The 19,131-nt window shown below is 48.2% G+C and carries 20 protein-coding genes; 9 read left to right on the top strand and 11 right to left on the bottom strand.

The genetic code is table 11. The features are described from left to right. Position 1: 1 nt before the first annotated feature. The 3 genes from ACO6UY_RS14950 to ACO6UY_RS14960 are packed head-to-tail and all read right to left on the bottom strand — an operon-like array spanning position 2 to position 6,673. Positions 2 to 3,250, bottom strand: a complete 3,249-nt coding sequence (locus ACO6UY_RS14950) for a type I restriction endonuclease subunit R (RefSeq protein ID WP_422490448.1) — start codon at positions 3,248 to 3,250, stop codon at positions 2 to 4. Then, positions 3,247 to 4,455 (bottom strand): restriction endonuclease subunit S, encoded by a 1,209-nt coding sequence (locus ACO6UY_RS14955; protein ID WP_422490450.1) that lies wholly within the window; start codon positions 4,453 to 4,455, stop codon positions 3,247 to 3,249. The genes ACO6UY_RS14950 and ACO6UY_RS14955 overlap by 4 nt, the downstream gene beginning before the upstream one ends. A gap of 1 nt (position 4,456) precedes the next feature. Beyond that, positions 4,457 to 6,673 (bottom strand): N-6 DNA methylase, encoded by a 2,217-nt coding sequence (locus ACO6UY_RS14960; protein ID WP_422490452.1) that lies wholly within the window; start codon positions 6,671 to 6,673, stop codon positions 4,457 to 4,459. A gap of 357 nt (positions 6,674 to 7,030) precedes the next feature. On the opposite strand from ACO6UY_RS14960, the gene ACO6UY_RS14965 reads away from it, so the two are divergent. The 4 genes from ACO6UY_RS14965 (at position 7,031) to ACO6UY_RS14980 (ending at position 9,223) form a co-directional block, all read left to right on the top strand. Further along, entirely contained in the window at positions 7,031 to 7,207 is a 177-nt protein-coding gene (locus tag ACO6UY_RS14965) for a hypothetical protein (RefSeq protein WP_422490454.1), read from the top strand. Beyond that, positions 7,179 to 7,955 carry a reverse transcriptase domain-containing protein gene (locus ACO6UY_RS14970; protein ID WP_422490456.1) on the top strand — a complete coding sequence of 259 codons (777 nt, stop codon included), beginning with the start codon at positions 7,179 to 7,181 and terminating at the stop codon, positions 7,953 to 7,955. The genes ACO6UY_RS14965 and ACO6UY_RS14970 overlap by 29 nt, the downstream gene beginning before the upstream one ends. A gap of 158 nt (positions 7,956 to 8,113) precedes the next feature. Beyond that, a complete protein-coding gene (locus ACO6UY_RS14975) occupies positions 8,114 to 8,473 on the top strand; it encodes a hypothetical protein (protein WP_257285873.1) in 360 nt (119 codons plus the stop codon). A gap of 3 nt (positions 8,474 to 8,476) precedes the next feature. After that, a complete protein-coding gene (locus ACO6UY_RS14980) occupies positions 8,477 to 9,223 on the top strand; it encodes a hypothetical protein (RefSeq protein WP_422490458.1) in 747 nt (248 codons plus the stop codon). A gap of 132 nt (positions 9,224 to 9,355) precedes the next feature. On the opposite strand, the gene ACO6UY_RS14985 is transcribed toward ACO6UY_RS14980, so the two are convergent. Further along, a complete protein-coding gene (locus ACO6UY_RS14985) occupies positions 9,356 to 10,711 on the bottom strand; it encodes a tyrosine-type recombinase/integrase (RefSeq protein ID WP_422490460.1) in 1,356 nt (451 codons plus the stop codon). Between the two features lie 394 nt (positions 10,712 to 11,105). On the opposite strand from ACO6UY_RS14985, the gene ACO6UY_RS14990 reads away from it, so the two are divergent. From ACO6UY_RS14990 to ACO6UY_RS15000, 3 genes are all read left to right on the top strand, one after another. Next, positions 11,106 to 11,927: a hypothetical protein gene (locus ACO6UY_RS14990; protein WP_422462574.1), complete on the top strand. Its 822-nt coding sequence runs from the start codon at positions 11,106 to 11,108 to the stop codon at positions 11,925 to 11,927. Between the two features lie 48 nt (positions 11,928 to 11,975). After that, complete coding sequence (locus tag ACO6UY_RS14995; RefSeq protein WP_422462576.1) at positions 11,976 to 12,164, top strand: helix-turn-helix transcriptional regulator; 189 nt, start codon at positions 11,976 to 11,978, stop codon at positions 12,162 to 12,164. A gap of 100 nt (positions 12,165 to 12,264) precedes the next feature. Continuing rightward, positions 12,265 to 13,812, top strand: coding sequence for a DUF3987 domain-containing protein (locus tag ACO6UY_RS15000; RefSeq protein WP_422490462.1), 1,548 nt, complete (start codon positions 12,265 to 12,267; stop codon positions 13,810 to 13,812). A gap of 223 nt (positions 13,813 to 14,035) precedes the next feature. Here the strand turns inward: ACO6UY_RS15000 and ACO6UY_RS15005 are convergent, their stop codons facing one another. After that, entirely contained in the window at positions 14,036 to 14,596 is a 561-nt protein-coding gene (locus ACO6UY_RS15005) for a recombinase family protein (protein ID WP_422462580.1), read from the bottom strand. Positions 14,597 to 14,835: 239 nt separating this feature from the next. Here ACO6UY_RS15005 and ACO6UY_RS15010 point away from each other — a divergent pair, with 239 nt between their 5' ends. Continuing rightward, entirely contained in the window at positions 14,836 to 15,078 is a 243-nt protein-coding gene (locus ACO6UY_RS15010) for a terminase small subunit (RefSeq protein WP_422462582.1), read from the top strand. On the opposite strand, the gene ACO6UY_RS15015 is transcribed toward ACO6UY_RS15010, so the two are convergent. The 5 genes from ACO6UY_RS15015 to ACO6UY_RS15035 all read right to left on the bottom strand — a co-directional run bounded on the left by ACO6UY_RS15015 (position 15,029) and on the right by ACO6UY_RS15035 (position 17,940). Beyond that, on the bottom strand, positions 15,029 to 16,006 hold the full coding sequence (locus tag ACO6UY_RS15015; RefSeq protein WP_422490464.1) for an Abi family protein: 978 nt from the start codon (positions 16,004 to 16,006) through the stop codon (positions 15,029 to 15,031). The genes ACO6UY_RS15010 and ACO6UY_RS15015 overlap by 50 nt on opposite strands. Next, a complete protein-coding gene (locus ACO6UY_RS15020) occupies positions 15,999 to 16,154 on the bottom strand; it encodes an SEC-C metal-binding domain-containing protein (RefSeq protein WP_422462585.1) in 156 nt (51 codons plus the stop codon). Before ACO6UY_RS15020 ends, ACO6UY_RS15015 begins: the two co-directional genes overlap by 8 nt. 108 nt (positions 16,155 to 16,262) lie before the next feature. Further along, positions 16,263 to 16,772: a hypothetical protein gene (locus ACO6UY_RS15025; protein WP_422490466.1), complete on the bottom strand. Its 510-nt coding sequence runs from the start codon at positions 16,770 to 16,772 to the stop codon at positions 16,263 to 16,265. After that, positions 16,772 to 17,467: a DUF3800 domain-containing protein gene (locus ACO6UY_RS15030; RefSeq protein WP_422462589.1), complete on the bottom strand. Its 696-nt coding sequence runs from the start codon at positions 17,465 to 17,467 to the stop codon at positions 16,772 to 16,774. The genes ACO6UY_RS15025 and ACO6UY_RS15030 overlap by 1 nt, the downstream gene beginning before the upstream one ends. 317 nt (positions 17,468 to 17,784) lie before the next feature. Continuing rightward, on the bottom strand, positions 17,785 to 17,940 hold the full coding sequence (locus ACO6UY_RS15035) for a hypothetical protein (RefSeq protein ID WP_422462591.1): 156 nt from the start codon (positions 17,938 to 17,940) through the stop codon (positions 17,785 to 17,787). 97 nt (positions 17,941 to 18,037) lie between these two features. Between ACO6UY_RS15035 and ACO6UY_RS15040 the strand changes: the two genes are divergently transcribed. Beyond that, a complete protein-coding gene (locus ACO6UY_RS15040; RefSeq protein WP_422462593.1) occupies positions 18,038 to 18,280 on the top strand; it encodes a hypothetical protein in 243 nt (80 codons plus the stop codon). A gap of 2 nt (positions 18,281 to 18,282) precedes the next feature. On the opposite strand, the gene ACO6UY_RS15045 is transcribed toward ACO6UY_RS15040, so the two are convergent. Further along, positions 18,283 to 19,065, bottom strand: a complete 783-nt coding sequence (locus tag ACO6UY_RS15045; RefSeq protein ID WP_422490468.1) for a type ISP restriction/modification enzyme — start codon at positions 19,063 to 19,065, stop codon at positions 18,283 to 18,285. Positions 19,066 to 19,131 lie beyond the last annotated feature (66 nt).

The raw sequence follows: 19,131 nt of genomic DNA on the forward strand, positions 1-19,131 counted from the left end.
ATTAATGCACAGCGCCCCCATAAACCGGCGAAGGCAACGAAGGATAAACCCGGTAAATATGCTGATAAACTCCGTCCGTCAAATGCTCAATATCCGCCTCCTCATAGTTACCCACTGGCAACCCGGTTTTGTCATCATACAGAAAATCATAAATCTGCTGACGAAGCGCATCACGGGCAGACTCCTTCTCCCGCCAGTTCGCCACTTTCAGCCGCTCACGCTTCAGGGTGGCCAGCAGTTCGGTGGCCACCTTCTTGATCGCAGCAATCTCTTTCTTGCTTAAATCAGGTTTCCTGAGAATGTCATACAGCGCCAGGGTCTCCTCATCCAGCCCTTCGCGAACGGCGCGGTTCTGCTCATCGTTCAGCTGGTCTGCCAGCTTCAGCAGCTCTTCAAAGGTTTTCTCAATCACTACCCGGTTCTTTTCCTGGTTGTACTCCTTCACCAGCCGCTCGTAATGATCCCGGTAATCGGTCCGCAGAGGGTTCTGAATCATTAGCTTATGCAGCCGCTGGTCAATGGCCGTTTTCAGGCTCTGAACGGTGGTGCGCTTCTGCTTTGAGGCTTCGAACTCACTTTTCAGCCGGTCAAAATCAATCTTGCTGATATCGTATAAACGGCTCTGGTCGTCCTCATCCCGAACCTCACTCCGGGTCTCAATGGCAGAGTCCACAATACCGTGCAGTTCCTGAATAATATGGGAGATATCCGCCTTTTCCTGATCCTGCTGCAACCGCTTATAGACAATATTGATCGCATCCCGCTCATCCCGGTACTGCTGAACCCCACTGACATTGATACAGGCCCGGAACAGCTTGAACACCTCCCGGGCCATAATGCCAAACTGCTTGCGGGTCTTGTCATTCTCATTGATCGCCTCTTTGGCTTCATCAATGGATGCATTCAGGTCAAACCCGGTTTGCTTCAGCAGATCATCAAACGCAAACCCCTGCTGTTTTAGAAAGTTGCGGACAAAGGTAATCGCCTCGGCCAGTTTATCCAGCAGCTCGGTATTGGGATGGTTTGGGTCCACTCCGTCATCATCTTCACCCCGGCCATCGTCGCCCCGTCCGGCAAAGGTACTCAACGCTTTGCGCAGGCTTTTCAGAATGCCGCAGTAATCCACAATCAGCCCGTTGCTCTTGCCTTCAGCCACCCGGTTAGCCCGGGCAATGGCCTGCATCAGCGTATGGGCCTTCAGCGGTTTATCCAGGTAGAGTGTCGAAAGCGTCGGCACATCAAACCCGGTCAGCCACATGGCGCAGACAATGGCCACCCGAAAGGGATGATCCTTTTTCTTAAAGGCCTCTTCCATATTCAGTCGCTTGCCATCGGCCAGGGCAAAGCCCTCTTTCATCAGCTGGCGATGGGGGAGAATATCCAGGTGCCATTGTTTAAACTTCTGAACCTCTCCCTGTTCTTCCGAGACCACCACGGCCATCAGGGTCTCTTTCATCCACTGAATCTGTCGTTTGCGCCAGATCTTATCCTGTTCATCCCTGGCGTTCTTCAGGTCGGCTTCCCGCTCCCGGATATGCTCTTCCCAGTAGAACATCACCAGCTTGTGCATACGGGCACAGGTCACTTTATCAATGCACACCATCATGGCCTTGCCGCTCTCCCAGCCGTTGGCATAATGACGGACGAAATCCCGTGCAATCTGGTCCAGTCGGCTGGTGGCGGTGATGATGTGATAATCCCGCTTCAGTGCCCGCTCCAGGCGCTGCTCCACATTCACATCGTCAATTTCAAGCTTTTCCAGCTTCTCGGCAATCTTTTCATTCAACCCTTTGGGCGAGGCCACCGAATGTTCCTTGCCTTCGTCATCCTTAAAGACCAGTTCCTCACCCCGGGCATCGTAATAGAGGGGCACCGTGGCACCGTCCTCAACGGCCCGCTGGAAATCATAGGTGGAGACATAATCCCCAAACACCTTGGCGGTAATCTGGTCATCGCTGAACAACGGCGTTCCGGTAAAGCCAATAAAGCTGGCGTTTGGCAGGGCGTCACGCATATTCAGCGACAGGGTGCCGTACTGGGTGCGGTGTGCTTCATCGGTCACCACAATAATGTCGTTACGGTTGGAATAGGGGGCCGTTACCTTCTTGTTGAATTTCTGCACCAGCGTGAACACATAGTTCTTTTGTTGCCCCAGTAACTGTTGCAGGTCATTGCCACTGGCGGCAACACAGGGGTCTTGGTCATGGTTGACCAGCCCGCACCCGGCAAAAGTGCTGTAAATCTGGGTATCCAGATCGTCCCGGTCCGTCACGATCAGAAAGGTAAAATTCCCACCCAGCTTGCGATGCACCTTGCGGGTAAAGAAGACAATGGAATAGGACTTGCCAGAACCCTGGGTATGCCAGAAGACCCCAAGCTTCCGTTCCCGTTCTTCACGCTCAACCACCGCCTGAACCGCTTCATTCACCCCCAGAAACTGATGGTTCCGTGCCACCACCTTAATCAACTCACCGGAACTCTCATCAAACAGAATAAAGTTCTCAAACAGGTCCATCAGGTTGGTTTTGCTACAGGTGCCTTTTAACAGTGTGGCCATATCCACCACACCCGGCTCCTCCTCGTGCAGACGTTTCCAGTTATTAAAATGTTCATACCGGCTGGTCAGGGAGCCGATTTTGGCTTCAATGCCATTGCCCAGCACAATAAAGGCATTGTGATGAAACAGATGGGGGATGGTGTCTTTATAGTCAGACAGGTTCTGGTCGTAGGCGGCACGCAGCTCTTTATGGACATTCTTCAGCTCCATAAACACCAGCGGGATGCCATTGACAAAGCCGATAATATCCGCCCGTCGTCGGTAGATATCGCCCCGTACCCAGAATTCCCGCACCACCAGAAAGTGATTATTCTCCGGGTTGTCAAAATCAAACAGCCGCAGATACTTTTGCACCCGCTGCCCGTTTTCATCCTGACAGGTAACCTTCACCCCTTTTTTATGCAGTGTCGCTTTCTCCTGGTTGGCGGCCAGCATGGACGATGAACTGCTGATGCTGACCACCTCCTGCAATGCATCCCGATAGGCACTGTCGGGCAGGCCGGGGTTCAGTTTGATCAGTTGTTCTCCCAGATAGCGGGTCAGCACCACCTCTCTATCGGACTCACGACCAAGGGTGCCTTCTTTACCAAAAACCTCATTCTGGGCAAAGATTGACTCATTCCAGTTCAGGTCCTGAAGCAGAAAGTCTGCCGTGGGCTCTTGTGCCAGGGCATCCTCGGTCGTCCTTTTCATGGGGTTAGTTCTCCGTTCATTAGGCGGGGTAGCAGCAGGTCGCGGGCTTGGGCGAGTTTTTCACTATGTTGCTTCAGGCCCCACATGTGTCGGTATATATCCTGAGTAATTTTGTCGTACTCGGCAATCAGATTTTGTGACGGAACTGTGATGGTCGATTTCTCAAACACCTTTCCTGTGACAGCCGGATATGCTGCACCACTCGCATTATTGGTCAGATACCCGACATAATCGTTGGTTGTTAATGCTTGATAAAGGAAGTAAGGCGATACAGTTTTAGCGGATATAACTGCAAATCCTGTTGAGGCAATCAGCCTATCATGAGGTTCAATAACAAGAGCATGTGATCGTCTATTTGGACGAACACAAGACCAGAGAATATCGCCATGCTGAAGTACTCGTCTGGCTCTACCCGGAGCGTCTGCAAACTCATACCAAGTGGTTTCATTAATGGCGTGAGTGCTGACTGATGAAATATCGATATACTCGATACGCTCCTGAAACCCTTTTTTTAAACTTTCCTCATTTACTTTGGCAATGTCGGTAAGAGGCTTTTGTTCCCAACCTAAAGGCAAGCCATCCGACAACTTCGCATGCTCATGACCGGGAAAGCGCAAATGAACAAACCACTCCTGATAGAGCAGCCGGGCTGACTCTTCCAGTAACTGAATACGACGATGGTTGTTTTGAATCAGCAGGTCATATGATTTACCAACAGAAGAGATCGCTTTCTGTTGTTCAAGGCTTAAGTCTGGGGTTTCTAAACGGCCAAGAACCTGCGTATTCAGGTTCAGCATTGTTGAACCAATAGCATTATTTTCGAGCCAGGCTGTTACATCAGGCTGTATCAAGTAGTAATAAAGAAAATCCGAATCGATCTTATCGGGTGGCATTTCTATCTTTATACAGCCGGTCCCGCATAGAAAGCCTTCTGTTTCGCCGGTAATGAGAGCGCACTTCCCAATATCGCCCCTTCTGGGAAAGATGATTGAACCTGCCTTTAGAGCATGTCGTGAAAGCTGTTCAGCTTTTTGCTCTGAGACTCTGGCTATATTATCAGTGCAAATTGTTCCACCGATTATGTCCTTGGGCATAACTACGGGTATACCATCAGGTGTATATTCAGCCTGTTTGAGTTGTGAGCCAAATGGCCCCGTCTGAATCAAACCACCATGACTTTCAATGATTGAACTCAAAGTTGCCACGTTATACCCCCAACCCCTCAAAATTACGGGCAATCCTCGCTGCCAATTCCACCGCTTCCTGATTCAACCCTTCCAGCTCAATATGGATATCCTTAAGCGCTGCTTCAAAATCAAAATCCTCATCCACCGCTTCCGGTGCTACTTCCACATACCGCCCCGGCGCCAGGCTCCAGTCGGCGGCTTCAATCTCTGCCAGTGTGACCAGCTTTACCAGCCCTGCCACATCACACAGGCGAGCTTCCGGAAAGCGGGACAGTAACCAATGAGCCTGCTGGTGGCAGTAGCGCACCTGTTTAAGCTGTTCAACCGCTACTTTGCGCCACTCTTCAATGGCTTTGCCATTACGCTGCAATTCCGTGCGCCGTTTGCCCAGACCGTTGATCTCATCCTTCAGGGTTTTCAGCTTTTGCTCATGGCTGACCATGGCGGCTACATCGGCGGTACCGGCTTTCATGGTCGCTGATAGTTCATTGGCTTCCCCATCCTTAGCCAGCAATTCTTCCCGAATTTGGCGGATCGCCTGCTGCGTCATACCTGTTGCCAGCTTAACGGCATGGTCCACATCTTTAATCAAATCACGACAGGTGTCGGCAAAAGGCTGGTAGGCCTGCTCAAGCTGATGGACTTCATCCAGTGGCAGATCACTGGCTACCGGGCGACAGGGAACAACCTGCTGCTTCAATCCGGCCAGGCTGGTGCAAAGCTGCTCAAGGGTGCGATTGAAACCCTCCAGATCAAGGTCAGGCGGCGTTTCCAGATCGGTCACGGCACCACGCAGGGTTTTCAGTTGGCGTTGCATTTTGACCGCACACCACAGCAACCCCCGCTGATGTTGGGTCGGTAACAGCGCATCGGTCAAACGGATCAGGGTTTCATTCAGATACTCAATCACCAGCTTAATAAACCGCCGATACTCTCCCCGGTACAGCCAGACAATCGCGGTGAGATTTTGTTGCTGCTCCGGGCTGAAGTCAAAAATCTTGCGGGTCACTTTGCGGTAGACATTACGGGCATCAATCATCAGCACCTTGTCTTTGTGCTGCGCCGGTTTTGCCTTATTCAAAAACCAGAGCTGACAGGGCACCGAACGGGTGTAAAAGAAGTTACCCCGGATATCCACCATCACATCCACATCGCCGGTCTTGACCAGATCGGCTCTCACCGTCGCTTCATCCCGCCCGGCACTGGATGCCTGGGAGGACATAACAAAGCCCGCTTTGCCCGTGCTGTTCAAATAGCTGTAGAAATACTGAATCCACAGATAGTTGGCATTGGGCACCTTTTTGCTTTTGTTCTCTCCGGGCAGGCCGAAGGGCAGGCGCGGGTCATTCTTTACCTTGTCCGCCGCCACTTCATCCACATTAAACGGCGGATTGGCCATCACATAATCCACCGTGCCGAATAGCCCGGCATGAGGGTCTTTGTAGTAGGTGATGGCACTGTCGCCCCCTTCTACATTGCCTTCCAGGCCATGCACCGCCAGATTCATTTTGGCCAGGCGAGTGGTCACACGGTTTTTCTCATGACCAAAAAAGGTAAGCTGCTGAGGGTTCTGCTTGTGACGCTCCATAAAGTGGGCACTTTGCACAAACATACCGCCAGAGCCACAGGCCGGGTCAAAAATCTTGCCGTGGTCGGGTTCCAGAATATTAACGATCAACTGCACCAGTGACACCGGCGTAAAGAACTCACCGCCATCGTGCGCACCCTGATCGGCAAACTGGGTGAGGAAGTATTCATAGATACGGCCAAAAATATCACCGCTGGCTTTTTGCAGCTCTTCCGGGTTCAGGGTGTTAAGCAGGATTTTCAGTACGTCGTTGGGGATATTGCGGTATTCCTGTTTGGGCAACTGACCTTCCAGGTTTTTGTATTCCGACTCGATGGACTCCATCGCCTGAATAATCGCACCACTGCGGTCGTCAGCATCGGTCAGGGCAACCAGATAATCGAACTGAGCTTCCGGCTTGAGAAAAATGGCCCCTTTCCCGGAAAAGTCCTCCTTGGTCACATCACGGGTCTTGCCACCACGACTGGGAAGGCTGGCAACAATATCACGCCGTGCAGCAAGGAACCGGCTGTAAGCATGACGCAGAAAAATCAGCCCCATTACCGGCAGAAAATACTCATTACTGGCCAGTTCAGAATTACCACGCAGCGTGTCAGCAGCCTTCCACAGTCGTTTTTCGATGGCTTCGATATTTTCCAGTTGGGACATGCTTTCTCCAGGGCGTTCAACGCAACTTTCAAGACAATAATGGCAGCCCCGAATAAGAATATTGTTCGTGGAATGCTCAGAGCCTGCGCAGTGATGATGAAACGGATTATTCTACTGGTTGCTATGAAGCGGTTCTACAGTGACGTATTGTGCTTGTTGATCCATAGTTCCATAAAATGCTAACTTATCCTGTCCCGGCGATAGGGGCATCGCGCCGCCTATCCTCGTCTCTGTCACTCTGTGATCTATGGACGACCGTTAGTTGACTCGCTGTGCTTCACTATGGTCGCCTCCGTTGGTTTTAAAGTCATGCGCTTTGCGCTGGGTATGCCGGGATTCTGAGATGAGGAGGTAATTATGAAGAAATTCAATTACCGCCTGGCTCAGAAGCGTGTATTGCTTGCGATAAGCATTTTGAAACTGGTGCAAACCGGTGCTGAATGCTATTCCGAGTTACTTCCGCTTCTGAGCATGGCTTTTAACTACTCAAACAGATTCGGAGATTATGCCTTCATCCCCAAAATGGTCCAATAAGTTTCAGCTTCATTCTGGCTCCTGGGTTTTTGTACCAACCAGAGAATCGAAGGTGGGTGGCAGAATCATAAAAAGGTGCGTGGAGGGGTGTTGGTCCGCTCCCAATTATTATTATCATCTCCGACAGGGTGGCCATGTTGAAGCTATAAGGTCTCATACCTCAGGCCAGTTCTTTATTCATCTTGATATTTGTCAGTTTTTCTCGTCCATTAACAGAAGCCGTATTACCCGCTCATTGAAGTCTCGTTTAGGTTATGAGCGTGCCAGAGAGATAGCCATTGCCTCAACTGTACCGGCACCCAATACAGGTGGTTCAGCCCATATTCTGCCTTATGGCTTTGTGCAGTCCCCAATACTTGCATCAATATGCCTGCGTTACAGCAAATTGGGCTCAGCACTCCATGAGTTGAGCAAGGCAAAAAAAACGACGGTCAGTGTTTATGTTGATGACATCATTATTTCGACCCAGTCTCTGACAGAAGCTGAAGATGCTCTGGGTCAGGTGAAGGGCGCAGCAGAGAGATCAGGGTTTCCTTTAAACTCAGACAAGGAAGAAGGGCCAGCCCAGAAGATCACAGCTTTCAATATTGAGCTATCCCATTCCAAGTTAAGGATCAATGATCGGCGAATGTCCCTGTTCTTGCGTAACTATATGGAAGCAGTTAGTGAATATCAGCAAGATGGTATTGTGGGTTATATTGAGACAGTTAATCCGGAGCAGGCTGATTTTTCTCAAATCTGCGGCTAATACTCAGCATGCTTGATGTGAACTATCTGCACAAATTTTCTTCATTCAGTGAGCTTTTACAGAACCTGTTATCCTTGCAAAATAATCCTTTTTAAGGATTTTTTTGACAAGAAAGAAAAAAATCCTAAAATAGGATTTTCTGTTCAAGGTATGCAGTCATGAGAACTCCCAGAGAATCCGCACTTTTACTTGCTTTACTGTATAAGCGTTCTGGTAAGACCAGGGCCAGGGTTAGTGCATTAACCGTAAAAAGACTTTCGAAAAGACAATACTTGCGAACAGCTTTTATTGAGCAACTCATTATTGAACTTGACCATTTCGGCATTGTTCTTATTGAGTTAGATAGAGGTGGGTTTGGTCTTATTTCATCTTCAGCATTAAATGGAGCCCCTACCATCAAAGCAAAAAATTATCTTATGGAAGATCTAAATAGATTAAAGAAAGGTAAGATTGATTTTAATGACATACTTTATGAATTTAATCCTGAGCTGGCAGAAGATACAGAAGAAGAATTTTAAATAATGATCAATAATTTATTTTCGTGTATAAAGAATATCTATGTCAGAGCAATTTCGATTTGGATTGCTGGTATTTTGTTGTCATTTGTAACCAAATCAGCTTTGCTTTCGATGATTACAATGTTTTATACAGGTATATTGCCGTTCATATTGGTTGTATTATGGCTTTCTAATTCAGAAACAGGTATTAAACTGAGAAGTCAAACCAAGAAATGGCATATAGGCATTACCATTTCATGGTTCGTCTTTATATACGGAATTTATGCCAGGAAATGGGCATCCAGCCAAATAAATGAGATATTTCTGATTGATGCCAGCAATCTTGGTATAACGTACAACACCCTTGCTCTATCGTTTACTCCTTTCGGATTAATTTACAACGAATCAGTAGTACCTTTTTTGTTTAATTTATTAGTTTATGTGGCAGTTTTAGGCGCAATGATTATGCCTTTTTTGATTGTTGCCTCTAAATCTACATTTAAAATAATCTCTTACTGTTTTGTCATGGTGTTATTGCTTTCATCTTTCATGGGTGGGATAGCAAGCTTAAGCTTTAATAAAGATTTGTTGATTAAGCAGTTTGCACTATGGGCTGACTTTGACTCAAATCATTTATGCACCAATGAATGGGCAAGATCGACAGAAAGTGTTGTTTTTTTAGGTGGTGATAAAGTTCTGGTGTATCAACCTGAGAATCAGAAAAACTCACAGTTTTCGGTAAAAACATGCAACTTTGAAAAAGTATTCTAGCCTAAAGCCGCTGCACGTATTTGTCTGATAATTTTGGTTATAAGTTTTGCGTTTTTCCACGAATAAGTGGGAGTCATGGCCTCCCCTCTGGATCTTGGATTTTCTTGCATTTGCTTGCAAATGATTACCTATTTATCGAACTAACATTTGCTCGGCTTTCCACTTCCTGCCAGTCAGCACACTGCTCAACCGCCGATCATACTGACGAATTGCCGCTCGCTTTCGAGGCAGATGGTGATGTCGGTCATAATGCTTCTTCACCACTCCAGTCTGATCATGAGACTGAAGCTGGTCATTATCTTCCGGACGGACACCGGCATCTGTAATAAGGTTGGTGATGGTTCGTCGGATATCCCGCGCCGTAAACTTTTCCGGTTCTGGCAGGTTTAACTCCATTGCTTTATTCGTGCGGTGGTTATGCCAATATTTAAAAACATTCTTCAGGCTATCCAGCCCCATCTCCTTGCCACCGACTGTATAGAAGGGGCCGGGTAAGTCGCTGTTATGGGCCTGGACGATCCGCATTATCCGGATAGCCCGAGCCGTAAACGGGATCACATGTTTTCTTGGCTTCGCTCTACCTTTACGCTCGGTCAGGGTGATGGTTCGGCGTTCAAAGTCATAATCCTGCCAGGTTGACCGAATCAACATCTTCGGGCGTTGGCCCGCAGTAGCCACCATCATGCGAACCAGACAGGCTGCAATAATGCCGACTTTGTAACTATGGTGAATATTCAGGTAGAAGTCCTGAAGCTCATGGTCAGACAGCACTCGGTCATGGGTCTTCTCGGCAGCATTGTCTTTTTTGATCAGGCCCACAGGATTGTGTTCAAGGTTAAAGCGTTTGTTGCCCCGTCTGGCGGGATCGTAATCAGCATGAGCGCCATACTGGAAGGCAGCATGAAGTAGTGATCGAACTCGGTTGGCCTGAACTCTGGCATCCCGATCAACAATAGTGGCAATGATGTCGCAGATATCATCCGGTGAAATATCCCGAGCCTTCTTTTTGGCAATGGCTGGATAAGCCTGAATCACGTCTTTTTCCATGGAGCGTTTTGCTTCCTTGACACTGTCTTTCCCGTCCCGCTCCAACTGCTGGATATACCCGGCAATCAAATCCGCCAGCGAGCCACGGGTTGCCTCAATCTCCTTTTGCCGCTGAGCTTCAATCTGAGCAAGTCGGGCTTTTTCAGCTTCCAGCTCCAGATACTGCTTCAAATCCTGCTTACCAATTTCACGTTTAGTCTTGGCCAGATCATTTGCTTTTTCCCGGCATTCCTTCAGGGAGTAACCGGCATCTGCTTTAGATTCAGTAAAAGGCCCTATATGAATCAATGTCGGACGATTACCAGAATAGTAACGGTAGTAACACTGCACATTACCACGCTCCCGCCAGAACAACATGGCACCATTCCCACGCCCAAGAGACTCTGTCCGGGTTTTCCCATCAGGAATATTTCGAACCTCTGCGTCCGTCAGTATTGTCATTATTCTCTGAACCTATTTAATTATTCACTATAGGGTAACACTATAGGTTAGAAGTGAGATTTCCTGAAACAGGAATGAACGTTCTGATAATCATTGATACGTTGAAATAAGTGGTATTACAGGGATTTACAAGCAAATTTCAACATAATGAACTAATTTTGTACTATGGTTTTTCCGGCCTTGTAATCAGTGGGTCCCGAGTTCGACTCTTGGTGCCGGCACCATACACAGCAAAGCCCGTAGCGTTAGTAAGCACTTCGGGCTTTTTTGTATCTGTCAGTTTAGTCCCCATTCTAGTCCCCGTTTAGTGAGCGATACGTTTCTGAAGAGGCTCTTCAGATTTTTGTATGCCTGGCTTATGATCGCAAAACAATAATAAAACTGAGTCATAAAGATGCCTGAGTATAAGTACAGTGCTTTGACCTGCTTGCATGAAAAACCTTCGGACGAAGAGTTGACCGAATGGCATAAAGTGAAATGTGACGTCGTTACCGGTCAGAGTTTTTTTCAGAGAGTAAACTCCAATAAACCTATAAGAACCAGAAAGGATAGGAGGGAGTTGCGGCGTCAAGTTAAAAAAGAACAGGATCTCTGCGCAATATCGATAGCAATGGATTATATCCATTCAGCCGAGCAGGGGCGGGATGACACTTCTGGTTATCAGTTGATGGAATCCAGTTTATTTGCACTAACTACAGCCGTAAAAATTCTTAATGACCACCCAAAACTTTGGGATAAATACTCGCAACAGGTATATGGCGGTCACTTTCTACCTCCACCAAGGGTTGGGATTGAGACACTACGTTACCTTGGCCGAGGGTTAGAAAAGGTCATAAATGGTACTGATGTTGAACAAGCTCTGAATCTCAAGGGCAAAAAAGGTAAACTAAAGCCAACGCCAGAAAATCTCCTCTCTCAAGATAATGATCATGTCGTGCGCAGTGCTGTTGCGCTGATGGTTCATGTCTATAAACGGCATGAAAGTATTTCCATGGAAGAAATTTTCATTGAGGTTTCAGAGCTATTCGATATGCATGACAGGGAAAACACGGTTAAGGACTGGTATAGAAAATATCTGGGTAGTGATGAAGAATACCTTAATCAAATGTCTGATCGGCTAAAAAACAAAGGCGATAGAATAGCTTATGCCATTATGGTGTTAGATGATGTGTCGAAGATGAGTAAATCCGCATTAGCTCACCTGCAAGATTCCTGAGAGCACTCCATAGTATCCCTTGACGTTCCAAAACCGAGAGGGATACTCATGAAAAACGACACCTACCTTACCCGCAAAGAAGTCCTGCAACGATTCCTGATTGGGAATACGACGCTGTATCGCTGGCTGAAATCTGATCAGTTTCCGCAGCCCGTCCGTTTAGGCCCCCGCTGTATTCGCTGGTCCGAGGCTTCCATCATTCGTTGGGAACAGCAGAGACAAAACCTCGAAACTTAATCTGTTTTATTTGCAAAGGGCTGTGAGCTGGCTCGCCTGCAGGCCAGCCCCGGCAAACCTGTTACCACCACAAAATGACCACCTTGAAGGCATAAAAACAATGGGTGACAAAAAAGAGCCGATTTATAAGTGCGGAAAAATTTATCGTGAACACTTTGACGAAAATGGCAATGAGCGTAAGCCTGCTGCAACGCCCGGTAGCGAACCATTAGCATTATCTGAGCAAATCGAGGATAAGCCTTCTGGCGACCATGCACAGCAGCATTTTTCTTTTACTGAGGCTAAGGTTACTGCCAGCGACAGCCTGTCTGATACGGAGGAAGGGATACTTTTTAATACTCGGCCTATTACGCCAAATGACGCATTTCCTGCATCACTGGCTTCGGCTGTTAATGCAGCATGTATTGGTACAGAGGCTCACCCTATGGCGGTGGCCCTTCATTATGTTATTTATTTTGCCGCACATATTGGCCAGCATCGCTATGTTAAAATTGGCAATGAAAAATGCGGGCTGAACTTATACGGCCTTCTGGTGGGCCGCACTGGAAAAGTTAAAGGTACGGCAGAATCCCAGGTATTGTGTATCGAACAGGAAGCAACTCAGCGACTGATTGCGAAATATGGTTATATACCGCCAAGGAGGCGATCAGGTTTATCATCTGGCGAAGGCTTGATTCAGGCAATCAGAGACCCTGAAGAGGATAATCAGGATGACCAGTGCCTTCAAGATAAACGCTTAATGGTGACAGAGTCGGAGTATGCCAATGTCCTGACTCAAGATCTGAGAGCCGGAAATACGCTTTCCATCGTACTGCGAGATGCTTTTGATGGTAAGACACTGGAGAATTCAACAATCAATCCGAGAATCGCCTCCAATCCCCATATCTGTATTATTGGCCATATTACTCCTGAAGAACTAAAAACTCATAAGGCATTTGGCAGGCAGAGTGCTAACGGGGCTTTGAACAGGAATCTGATTATCTATGGAAACCGGGGACAATATAAACCATCACCCCGATCATATTCAGACGCAGAGTTGACCGACTTACCCGACTGGTTCGCAAACAGCATTATTCGGGCCAGAGATCATAAAACACATGATGATGTGTCTGATGAGAAGGCGGGTAAAGAGGTCAGGATGTCAGCAGAAGCCAAAGCGGTTATTGATGCTGAGTATGAGCCCAGGGAGCGCGAACAGGATGCAATGCCGGAACTGTTAGCCAATTTGTTATCCAGGCAACGGGTATTTGTGCGGATCTTGTCAGCTCTTTTTTCCCTCCTGGATGATTTGGATGAAATTCAGGCTGAGCATGTCAATCAGGCTTATCGCTGGGTCGATTACTCTGCTGACAGTATTCGGTATCTACTGAACACTGCGGGTGAAGAAGCCAGACAGGTTGTGGTAAACAGCTTTGCCGAAAAGGTTTATGAGGCAATTTGTAGTATTGATCAAAACAATCGGGGAAAGGGGGCCAGCAGAACAGCGATCAGGGACTACTTCAACCGGAATCGGAGCGGTAAAGAAGTTAGTACAGCATTGAAAAAGCTGCTGGAAGAGGTTCCCCCCAGAATAGAGTTAATGGATGTTACCAAAAAAGGGCGGGGGGCAAAGCCTGAAATATATCGGCCTACGACCAAACGACCATGACGACATAATTCTTTAGATTGGCTGCTGGTTGGCTTGTATTGGTCGTGGCCCTAGATACGCTCTATTTTAAGCCACGACCGAATTGCCAGCGGCCCTTTAAGGTTATGTCGTAATACAGGCTTATGGGTCTTGTTCAATCGACGACATTATAAGTTCAGTGTTCATCTGGATTAGTGAATAATGTCGTCAATGTCGTCAATGTCGAGAGTCTGTCTGGGGTTATCTACCTGATAGAGTTGATGGTGTTGTATAGTGTCTGCCTGCTAATGCCATACTCAGCAGCCAGCTTATTTTTTTGCTCCCCAGCCTTAATTCGCTCTACTACCTCGTTGACCTGATCAGCCGTTAATTTTCTTGTGGCCCCGATCTGCTTACCCTGCTTCCTGGCCGCTGCAATCCCCTCCCGCTGTCGCTCCCGGATCATACTCCGCTCGAACTCAGCAAACGCCCCCATCATCTGCAACATCAGCTTGTGCATGGGGTTACTGTCACCGGTAAAAATCAGGTTCTCTTTATGAAACTGGATACTGATACCCTGTTCGGTCAGGTCTTCAACCAGTGTTTGCAGGTCTTTAAGGCTGCGGGCAAGGCGATCTATGGAGTGAACGTGTAACCGGTCACCGGACCGCAAATGGCGCAGGCAGGCTTTTAACTGGGGCCTATCGGTGTCTTTGCCGCTGCAATGGTCTTCAAAGGTGGTATCCAGGTCAATGCCTTCAAGCTGGCGGGCGGTATTCTGATCAATGCTACTGACCCGGATGTATCCGACATTCTGGCCTTTCACGTTACTGCTTCCTCTTACATCTTATTTGTGTAAAAGAAAAACTAGACTCAGATTTACAGTCTGTCCAATCAGGCAGTTTTGACTTTAATGGACACGGCAGATCAGAGGCTTATGAGGGCTTCGTACAGTGTCCATGAAGTGTACTTACCTTTACAGGGGCAAATGGCTTTTATTGCTGGTGGTTCCGGTTCGTTGCGTCTGTCGGCAGATGATATATTAAGTCTATTGATTGTCATGGAATGATAGCTATAAATGATAAGCAGCGACGGTTCGTTGATGAATACCTAATAGATCAGAATGCTACCCGTGCAGCGATTGCCGCAGGTTACAGTCCTCAAACAGCAAGGGTCCAGGGCAGTCGCCTGTTAACAAATGCTGACATTTCGACAGAAATACGGGCTCGTCAGAATAAGCTCAGCCGGGAGCTGAATATTACGGCCCAGGATAAGCGGAAGGGCAAACCATCCGTATCAGTTGCGTGACAATATTGATCAGCAGAAATGGTCTCGAAATCAGGTCCGGTTTTCCGATGTAGGCATCACACCAGGCAATCTCGCCCTTTTGCGGGAGTCGGGGCTGGTCAATCACGTTTCGGTTCCATAGACGACTGTGATGGGCACAAAGGTTTCTCAGGTAGTTAAGGGAGCGCAACCAGCTTCTAAAGACGTTGAAGTTTGCCACGCCATATTTTTGGGCAATCACTGTCTGGTCCGGCACTCGCATCATGGCAAACAGTTGGGAAAGCGCACCAAAATCCCAGACCTCAATGGCAACCCAGATGGGTAGATCTGCCCCATGAACCTGCTCGTAGTGTTTGACAAAGTCCTCTTTTGAACGCTTCAAAAGGCTCTCATACTTTTGCAGCCATTTCTGATGCTGGCTGTTTCGTTTGGCAAATGTGGGATGAAAGTTCTCGATATGCTGATAGGCAAACGTGTCTCGCTCACCCTGCAGATAAGCGATATCCACCCGCAGGGCGACTTCAATCCGTTCCAGGGCATCAAGCAATAACAGCCTCAGCTTTTTGTCGAACACGTACAGATTAACCGCATCAGCAAAATGCGTGTGATCGACAAACCAGTCCTCCCGAACCGTCTTGATTGCTCCGGTTTCCGTGTCCTGCGCCAGTCTGAACACGCGAAACGGGTACAGGTAGGCACTGAGGCGGTAATACCCGATACGCTGCAAATGGTTGATGGCTGCTGCTTCATCCGTCACCTTAAGGTTTCTCGATTGCAGGATATCAAGCTGCGTTTGAAAAGACTTCCAGGGGCGTTGGTAAACCATTGTCTCTCGTATCGGGTTGTTGGTGTTGTCATTGGGCGCAGGCCAGTCCATTGTGCCGGGTTTTATGGCAGCCCGATTGACTCCGCTTTCACAAGGTAGTGTAGGGGGGAGTCCGTTATCCATCACAGCATTTCCTAAACTTCTTGCCACTGCCCCACGGGCAAGGCTCATTTCGACCTATACCCCGTCCAGTTTGAAACCGTGGATATTTCTGGTAGTTAGAATCGCTAACCGGGCTGCTAAAGAGGGAGCTTGTCAAAGCCGATACCATGAACTACTATTCAGTCAGGCTTAACAGCCGGTTGATCCTTTGCCCAAGGCTCTGGATCGTGGCAGCGCCTCAGTCGCCATAAGACTGGGGCTTTTCTCTCTTCACCTGTTAACTTTTCCGCGTCTCAGCAAGATAACTTTCTCGCCTCAGCCTTGCGAGGTAGCTCCTGTCTGCCGGAAATGCAGTCACGAATTGAAAGGGCTCGCCGGGAGTCTTTGGATCATTAAAAACAACCACATATTGCTCTTCCACAACAACCATCGTACGACGCTTTGCCTGGCGCCCTCTGTCCGTTTTACGAGTTTGAGAGTAGCGTTGGATTGTCCCGGCAGACAGGGCCAGTACTTCTTTGATCCACAATATCCGTCTTGCTCTCTTTTTTGAAAATCCACCATCATTAATACCTGAACTGGTGCGGTAATCCTTTGACTCTGTGAACGCATGATCGAAAGCGTAGGCAGAAAATTGATAGTGTTGGCCATCCCAGCCAGTCAGAGTTTTCTTTCTTCCTTGCTCATCAAAAACATAGGTCTCAATATAGACTTGGCGATACAGTTCAATCAATTCTGCTTCGGTGTCAGCTTTTAAACGTAACTGAGGCCACAGGGATTCAGCCATCAGTGCCTCCCGGTGAAATGAAAAATATTGAATTTCTTTTCTCCGGGATAGGTAGAGGCCTTAAGCGTTACCCGACCTAAGCTCCTTGCCAGATCAGCTGCAAAAGAGTGTTTGCATAGGCTTTGAGTTCGGCCATTCCACTGGTAGCCGACAGCTCCAATAAGCAGGTCTGCCAATTGAATTAATGGCTGGTTATGGGAGCTGACAGGCTCCAGGCATTGAATATGAGCCCGACCAGACAGTTTACGGCTGAGGATTGTTTTCAAATCAGAGAAGCGTGAGCTGCTGGCATTCTGCTGCCAGTCTAGAAAAAGCCGATAACGATGCCCCGGCTCCAGCCAATGAACCAGCATTTGATAGTACATCTTGTAAAATCCCAGCTCTGAGTCCCCGTTATTGTAGGTTTCATTCTCAAAACTGGTACGGTCCACAACGATACAACGGAAATGCAAACAGGCCTCTTCAAGGAAAACCTGCCTCATTGTGTTATAAAACTCGCACCGATTGGGGGAAAGCCTTTTCCAGCCAAACTCACCATGGGTATTGTATTTAGCCTGAAGTGAGTGAATTCGGTGAACAATGCGCCTTTTTTGGTCCATTGGACATTGCAGGGCCCCAATGATGGCATAACGGTCAGCAGGATCGGATGTATGCCTGCTTTCATCACAATAGATATTAAAGACCGTCTGGGTCATGGCACCTCCGCATTATGCGACAATCTCAAAACAACAAACGCAGAGTTCTGTTGCTTGCCCTGAAGTTACCTGACTTCCGGGCCATACATTGTTACAGGACGAGTGGGATGACTGGTAGCCCATACTCATTACTGGCTGAAGCAAAAGGCTAACACAGAACGAACAGCATGGAATCAACAAAACATGATCAGTCTATGCAGCTTCACAATTAATGCCACCCCACCCGCATCAAGCTGGCAAATTCTCGCTGCGACAGCACCTGCGAACAATCCCGCCACTAATGCTCTGTCGGCTGCATCGAGGCGTTATAGCCCAGATCAAAGCCGGTATGCCGGCGATGGTCTTCCATAGGCTTGATAATGACTCAGGCACTGGCTAATAAATCCCTGTTGCCAGGGTTGCAGAGGCATGCCCTGACGGTACATCGGGCTTCCGATCAGGGCTGCCGGAGCGAGGTTTTCATCCTTATCCACATCGTCAACCTGTACTTCATGGCGATGCCCTCAATGACTGAAACTGGTCTACATTGTTTGGCAGGATTCCTGATCATTAACAATGCCGGTTCAAATCATGACTAAAGTGGTATTCAGAAAATTCTCGGAGGGTGATGTGATTGCCCTGTTTCCTGATGACGTGGCCGATAACCGGGGGTATATCTCCAGTTATCAGCAGCGGGGGCAGCATGGACCAGCCAGCCCGGCATTGATGGATGAGCTGACACCGGCAACCGTGGATGAGTACCAGCATCTGCTCAATGAGTTGACTCATCAGGTCGGCTATACCGACCTGAGAGTACATGATGAAAGCGGCTGAGGTTATACCGTGGTCTCGTTCAGTGGTGGCAGGGCCTTGACGATTCTCACGGTCTCGACGCTGACACGGACAATCCGTTTTACCAGATCGACGATGTAGCGAGGGTCTTCAGACCACTGGTTCGGATCGTTCTGGATGTGGCTGTTTTTGTCCACCGTGACCTGATATCGCTCCATCACCCACTCGATCGCCGATTTGCCGTTGACCACGTATTCGTAGGCTTCCAGCGGTATGCCTTCGAGGATAAGGTTGCTGTTGTAGACAATGACGGACTTGTCCTTGTCCTTGCCTTTTTTCCCGAACACCATTTTTGATACCCGGTAATCGTCGTCTTCAATCATCAGCAGGCTCTGGTTTTTACCGCCGTGTTCGTCTAGCGGGAACGGCTCGACGGTTTCGTAGTTCAGGTGCCATTCACTCAGCTTGCGGCCTGCGTCGCTGAATGCCCGGAAATCACCGGCAAAGGGGATGCGTGGTAGCATTTTTTTCAGGTCGGCGGCGAAGCGCTGCTTGTACTCGGTAGAGTGCAGGATGCCGTAGACGTACCAAAAGATGTCTTCTTTGGTGATGGTGGCATCGTTGTAGTGGTCTCGGAAGCTACTGAGCGCCCAGTCGCTGATGGCTTCGTGGCGGATGTAGCCATACTCGTCGACTTCGGCGGCTGTGGCGCCTGCAAGCATATCGCTTTGTTGTTCAGTGTCTTTAACTTGATCAGCTTTTTCGTACCAGTACAGATTGAAGTGGTTTAATGACTTAGGATACCTCGTTAAGCACAATAGTACCATTGATGACGAGGTAGAAAGTGACAAAGCAGCGTAAGAATTATTCTCCGGAATTTAAGCGTAAAGCCA

It is taken from the genome of Endozoicomonas sp. ALE010, from assembly GCF_049310165.1.
Classification (GTDB): Bacteria; Pseudomonadota; Gammaproteobacteria; order Pseudomonadales; family Endozoicomonadaceae; genus Endozoicomonas.

Bases quoted from the DNA above. Each gene is read 5' to 3' on its own strand.
- ACO6UY_RS14950 (WP_422490448.1), bottom strand. From the start codon at position 3,250: ATGAAAAGGACGACCGAGGATGCCCTGGCACAAGAGCCCACGGCAGAC.
- ACO6UY_RS14960 (WP_422490452.1), bottom strand. From the start codon at position 6,673: ATGTCCCAACTGGAAAATATCGAAGCCATCGAAAAACGACTGTGGAAG.
- ACO6UY_RS14965 (WP_422490454.1), top strand. From the start codon at position 7,031: ATGAAGAAATTCAATTACCGCCTGGCTCAGAAGCGTGTATTGCTTGCG.
- ACO6UY_RS14970 (WP_422490456.1), top strand. From the start codon at position 7,179: ATGCCTTCATCCCCAAAATGGTCCAATAAGTTTCAGCTTCATTCTGGC.
- ACO6UY_RS14975 (WP_257285873.1), top strand. From the start codon at position 8,114: ATGAGAACTCCCAGAGAATCCGCACTTTTACTTGCTTTACTGTATAAG.
- ACO6UY_RS14980 (WP_422490458.1), top strand. From the start codon at position 8,477: ATGATCAATAATTTATTTTCGTGTATAAAGAATATCTATGTCAGAGCA.
- ACO6UY_RS14985 (WP_422490460.1), bottom strand. From the start codon at position 10,711: ATGACAATACTGACGGACGCAGAGGTTCGAAATATTCCTGATGGGAAA.
- ACO6UY_RS14990 (WP_422462574.1), top strand. From the start codon at position 11,106: ATGCCTGAGTATAAGTACAGTGCTTTGACCTGCTTGCATGAAAAACCT.
- ACO6UY_RS14995 (WP_422462576.1), top strand. From the start codon at position 11,976: ATGAAAAACGACACCTACCTTACCCGCAAAGAAGTCCTGCAACGATTC.
- ACO6UY_RS15000 (WP_422490462.1), top strand. From the start codon at position 12,265: ATGGGTGACAAAAAAGAGCCGATTTATAAGTGCGGAAAAATTTATCGT.
- ACO6UY_RS15010 (WP_422462582.1), top strand. From the start codon at position 14,836: ATGATAGCTATAAATGATAAGCAGCGACGGTTCGTTGATGAATACCTA.
- ACO6UY_RS15015 (WP_422490464.1), bottom strand. From the start codon at position 16,006: ATGGATAACGGACTCCCCCCTACACTACCTTGTGAAAGCGGAGTCAAT.
- ACO6UY_RS15020 (WP_422462585.1), bottom strand. From the start codon at position 16,154: ATGGTATCGGCTTTGACAAGCTCCCTCTTTAGCAGCCCGGTTAGCGAT.
- ACO6UY_RS15025 (WP_422490466.1), bottom strand. From the start codon at position 16,772: ATGGCTGAATCCCTGTGGCCTCAGTTACGTTTAAAAGCTGACACCGAA.
- ACO6UY_RS15030 (WP_422462589.1), bottom strand. From the start codon at position 17,467: ATGACCCAGACGGTCTTTAATATCTATTGTGATGAAAGCAGGCATACA.
- ACO6UY_RS15040 (WP_422462593.1), top strand. From the start codon at position 18,038: ATGACTAAAGTGGTATTCAGAAAATTCTCGGAGGGTGATGTGATTGCC.
- ACO6UY_RS15045 (WP_422490468.1), bottom strand. From the start codon at position 19,065: ATGGTACTATTGTGCTTAACGAGGTATCCTAAGTCATTAAACCACTTC.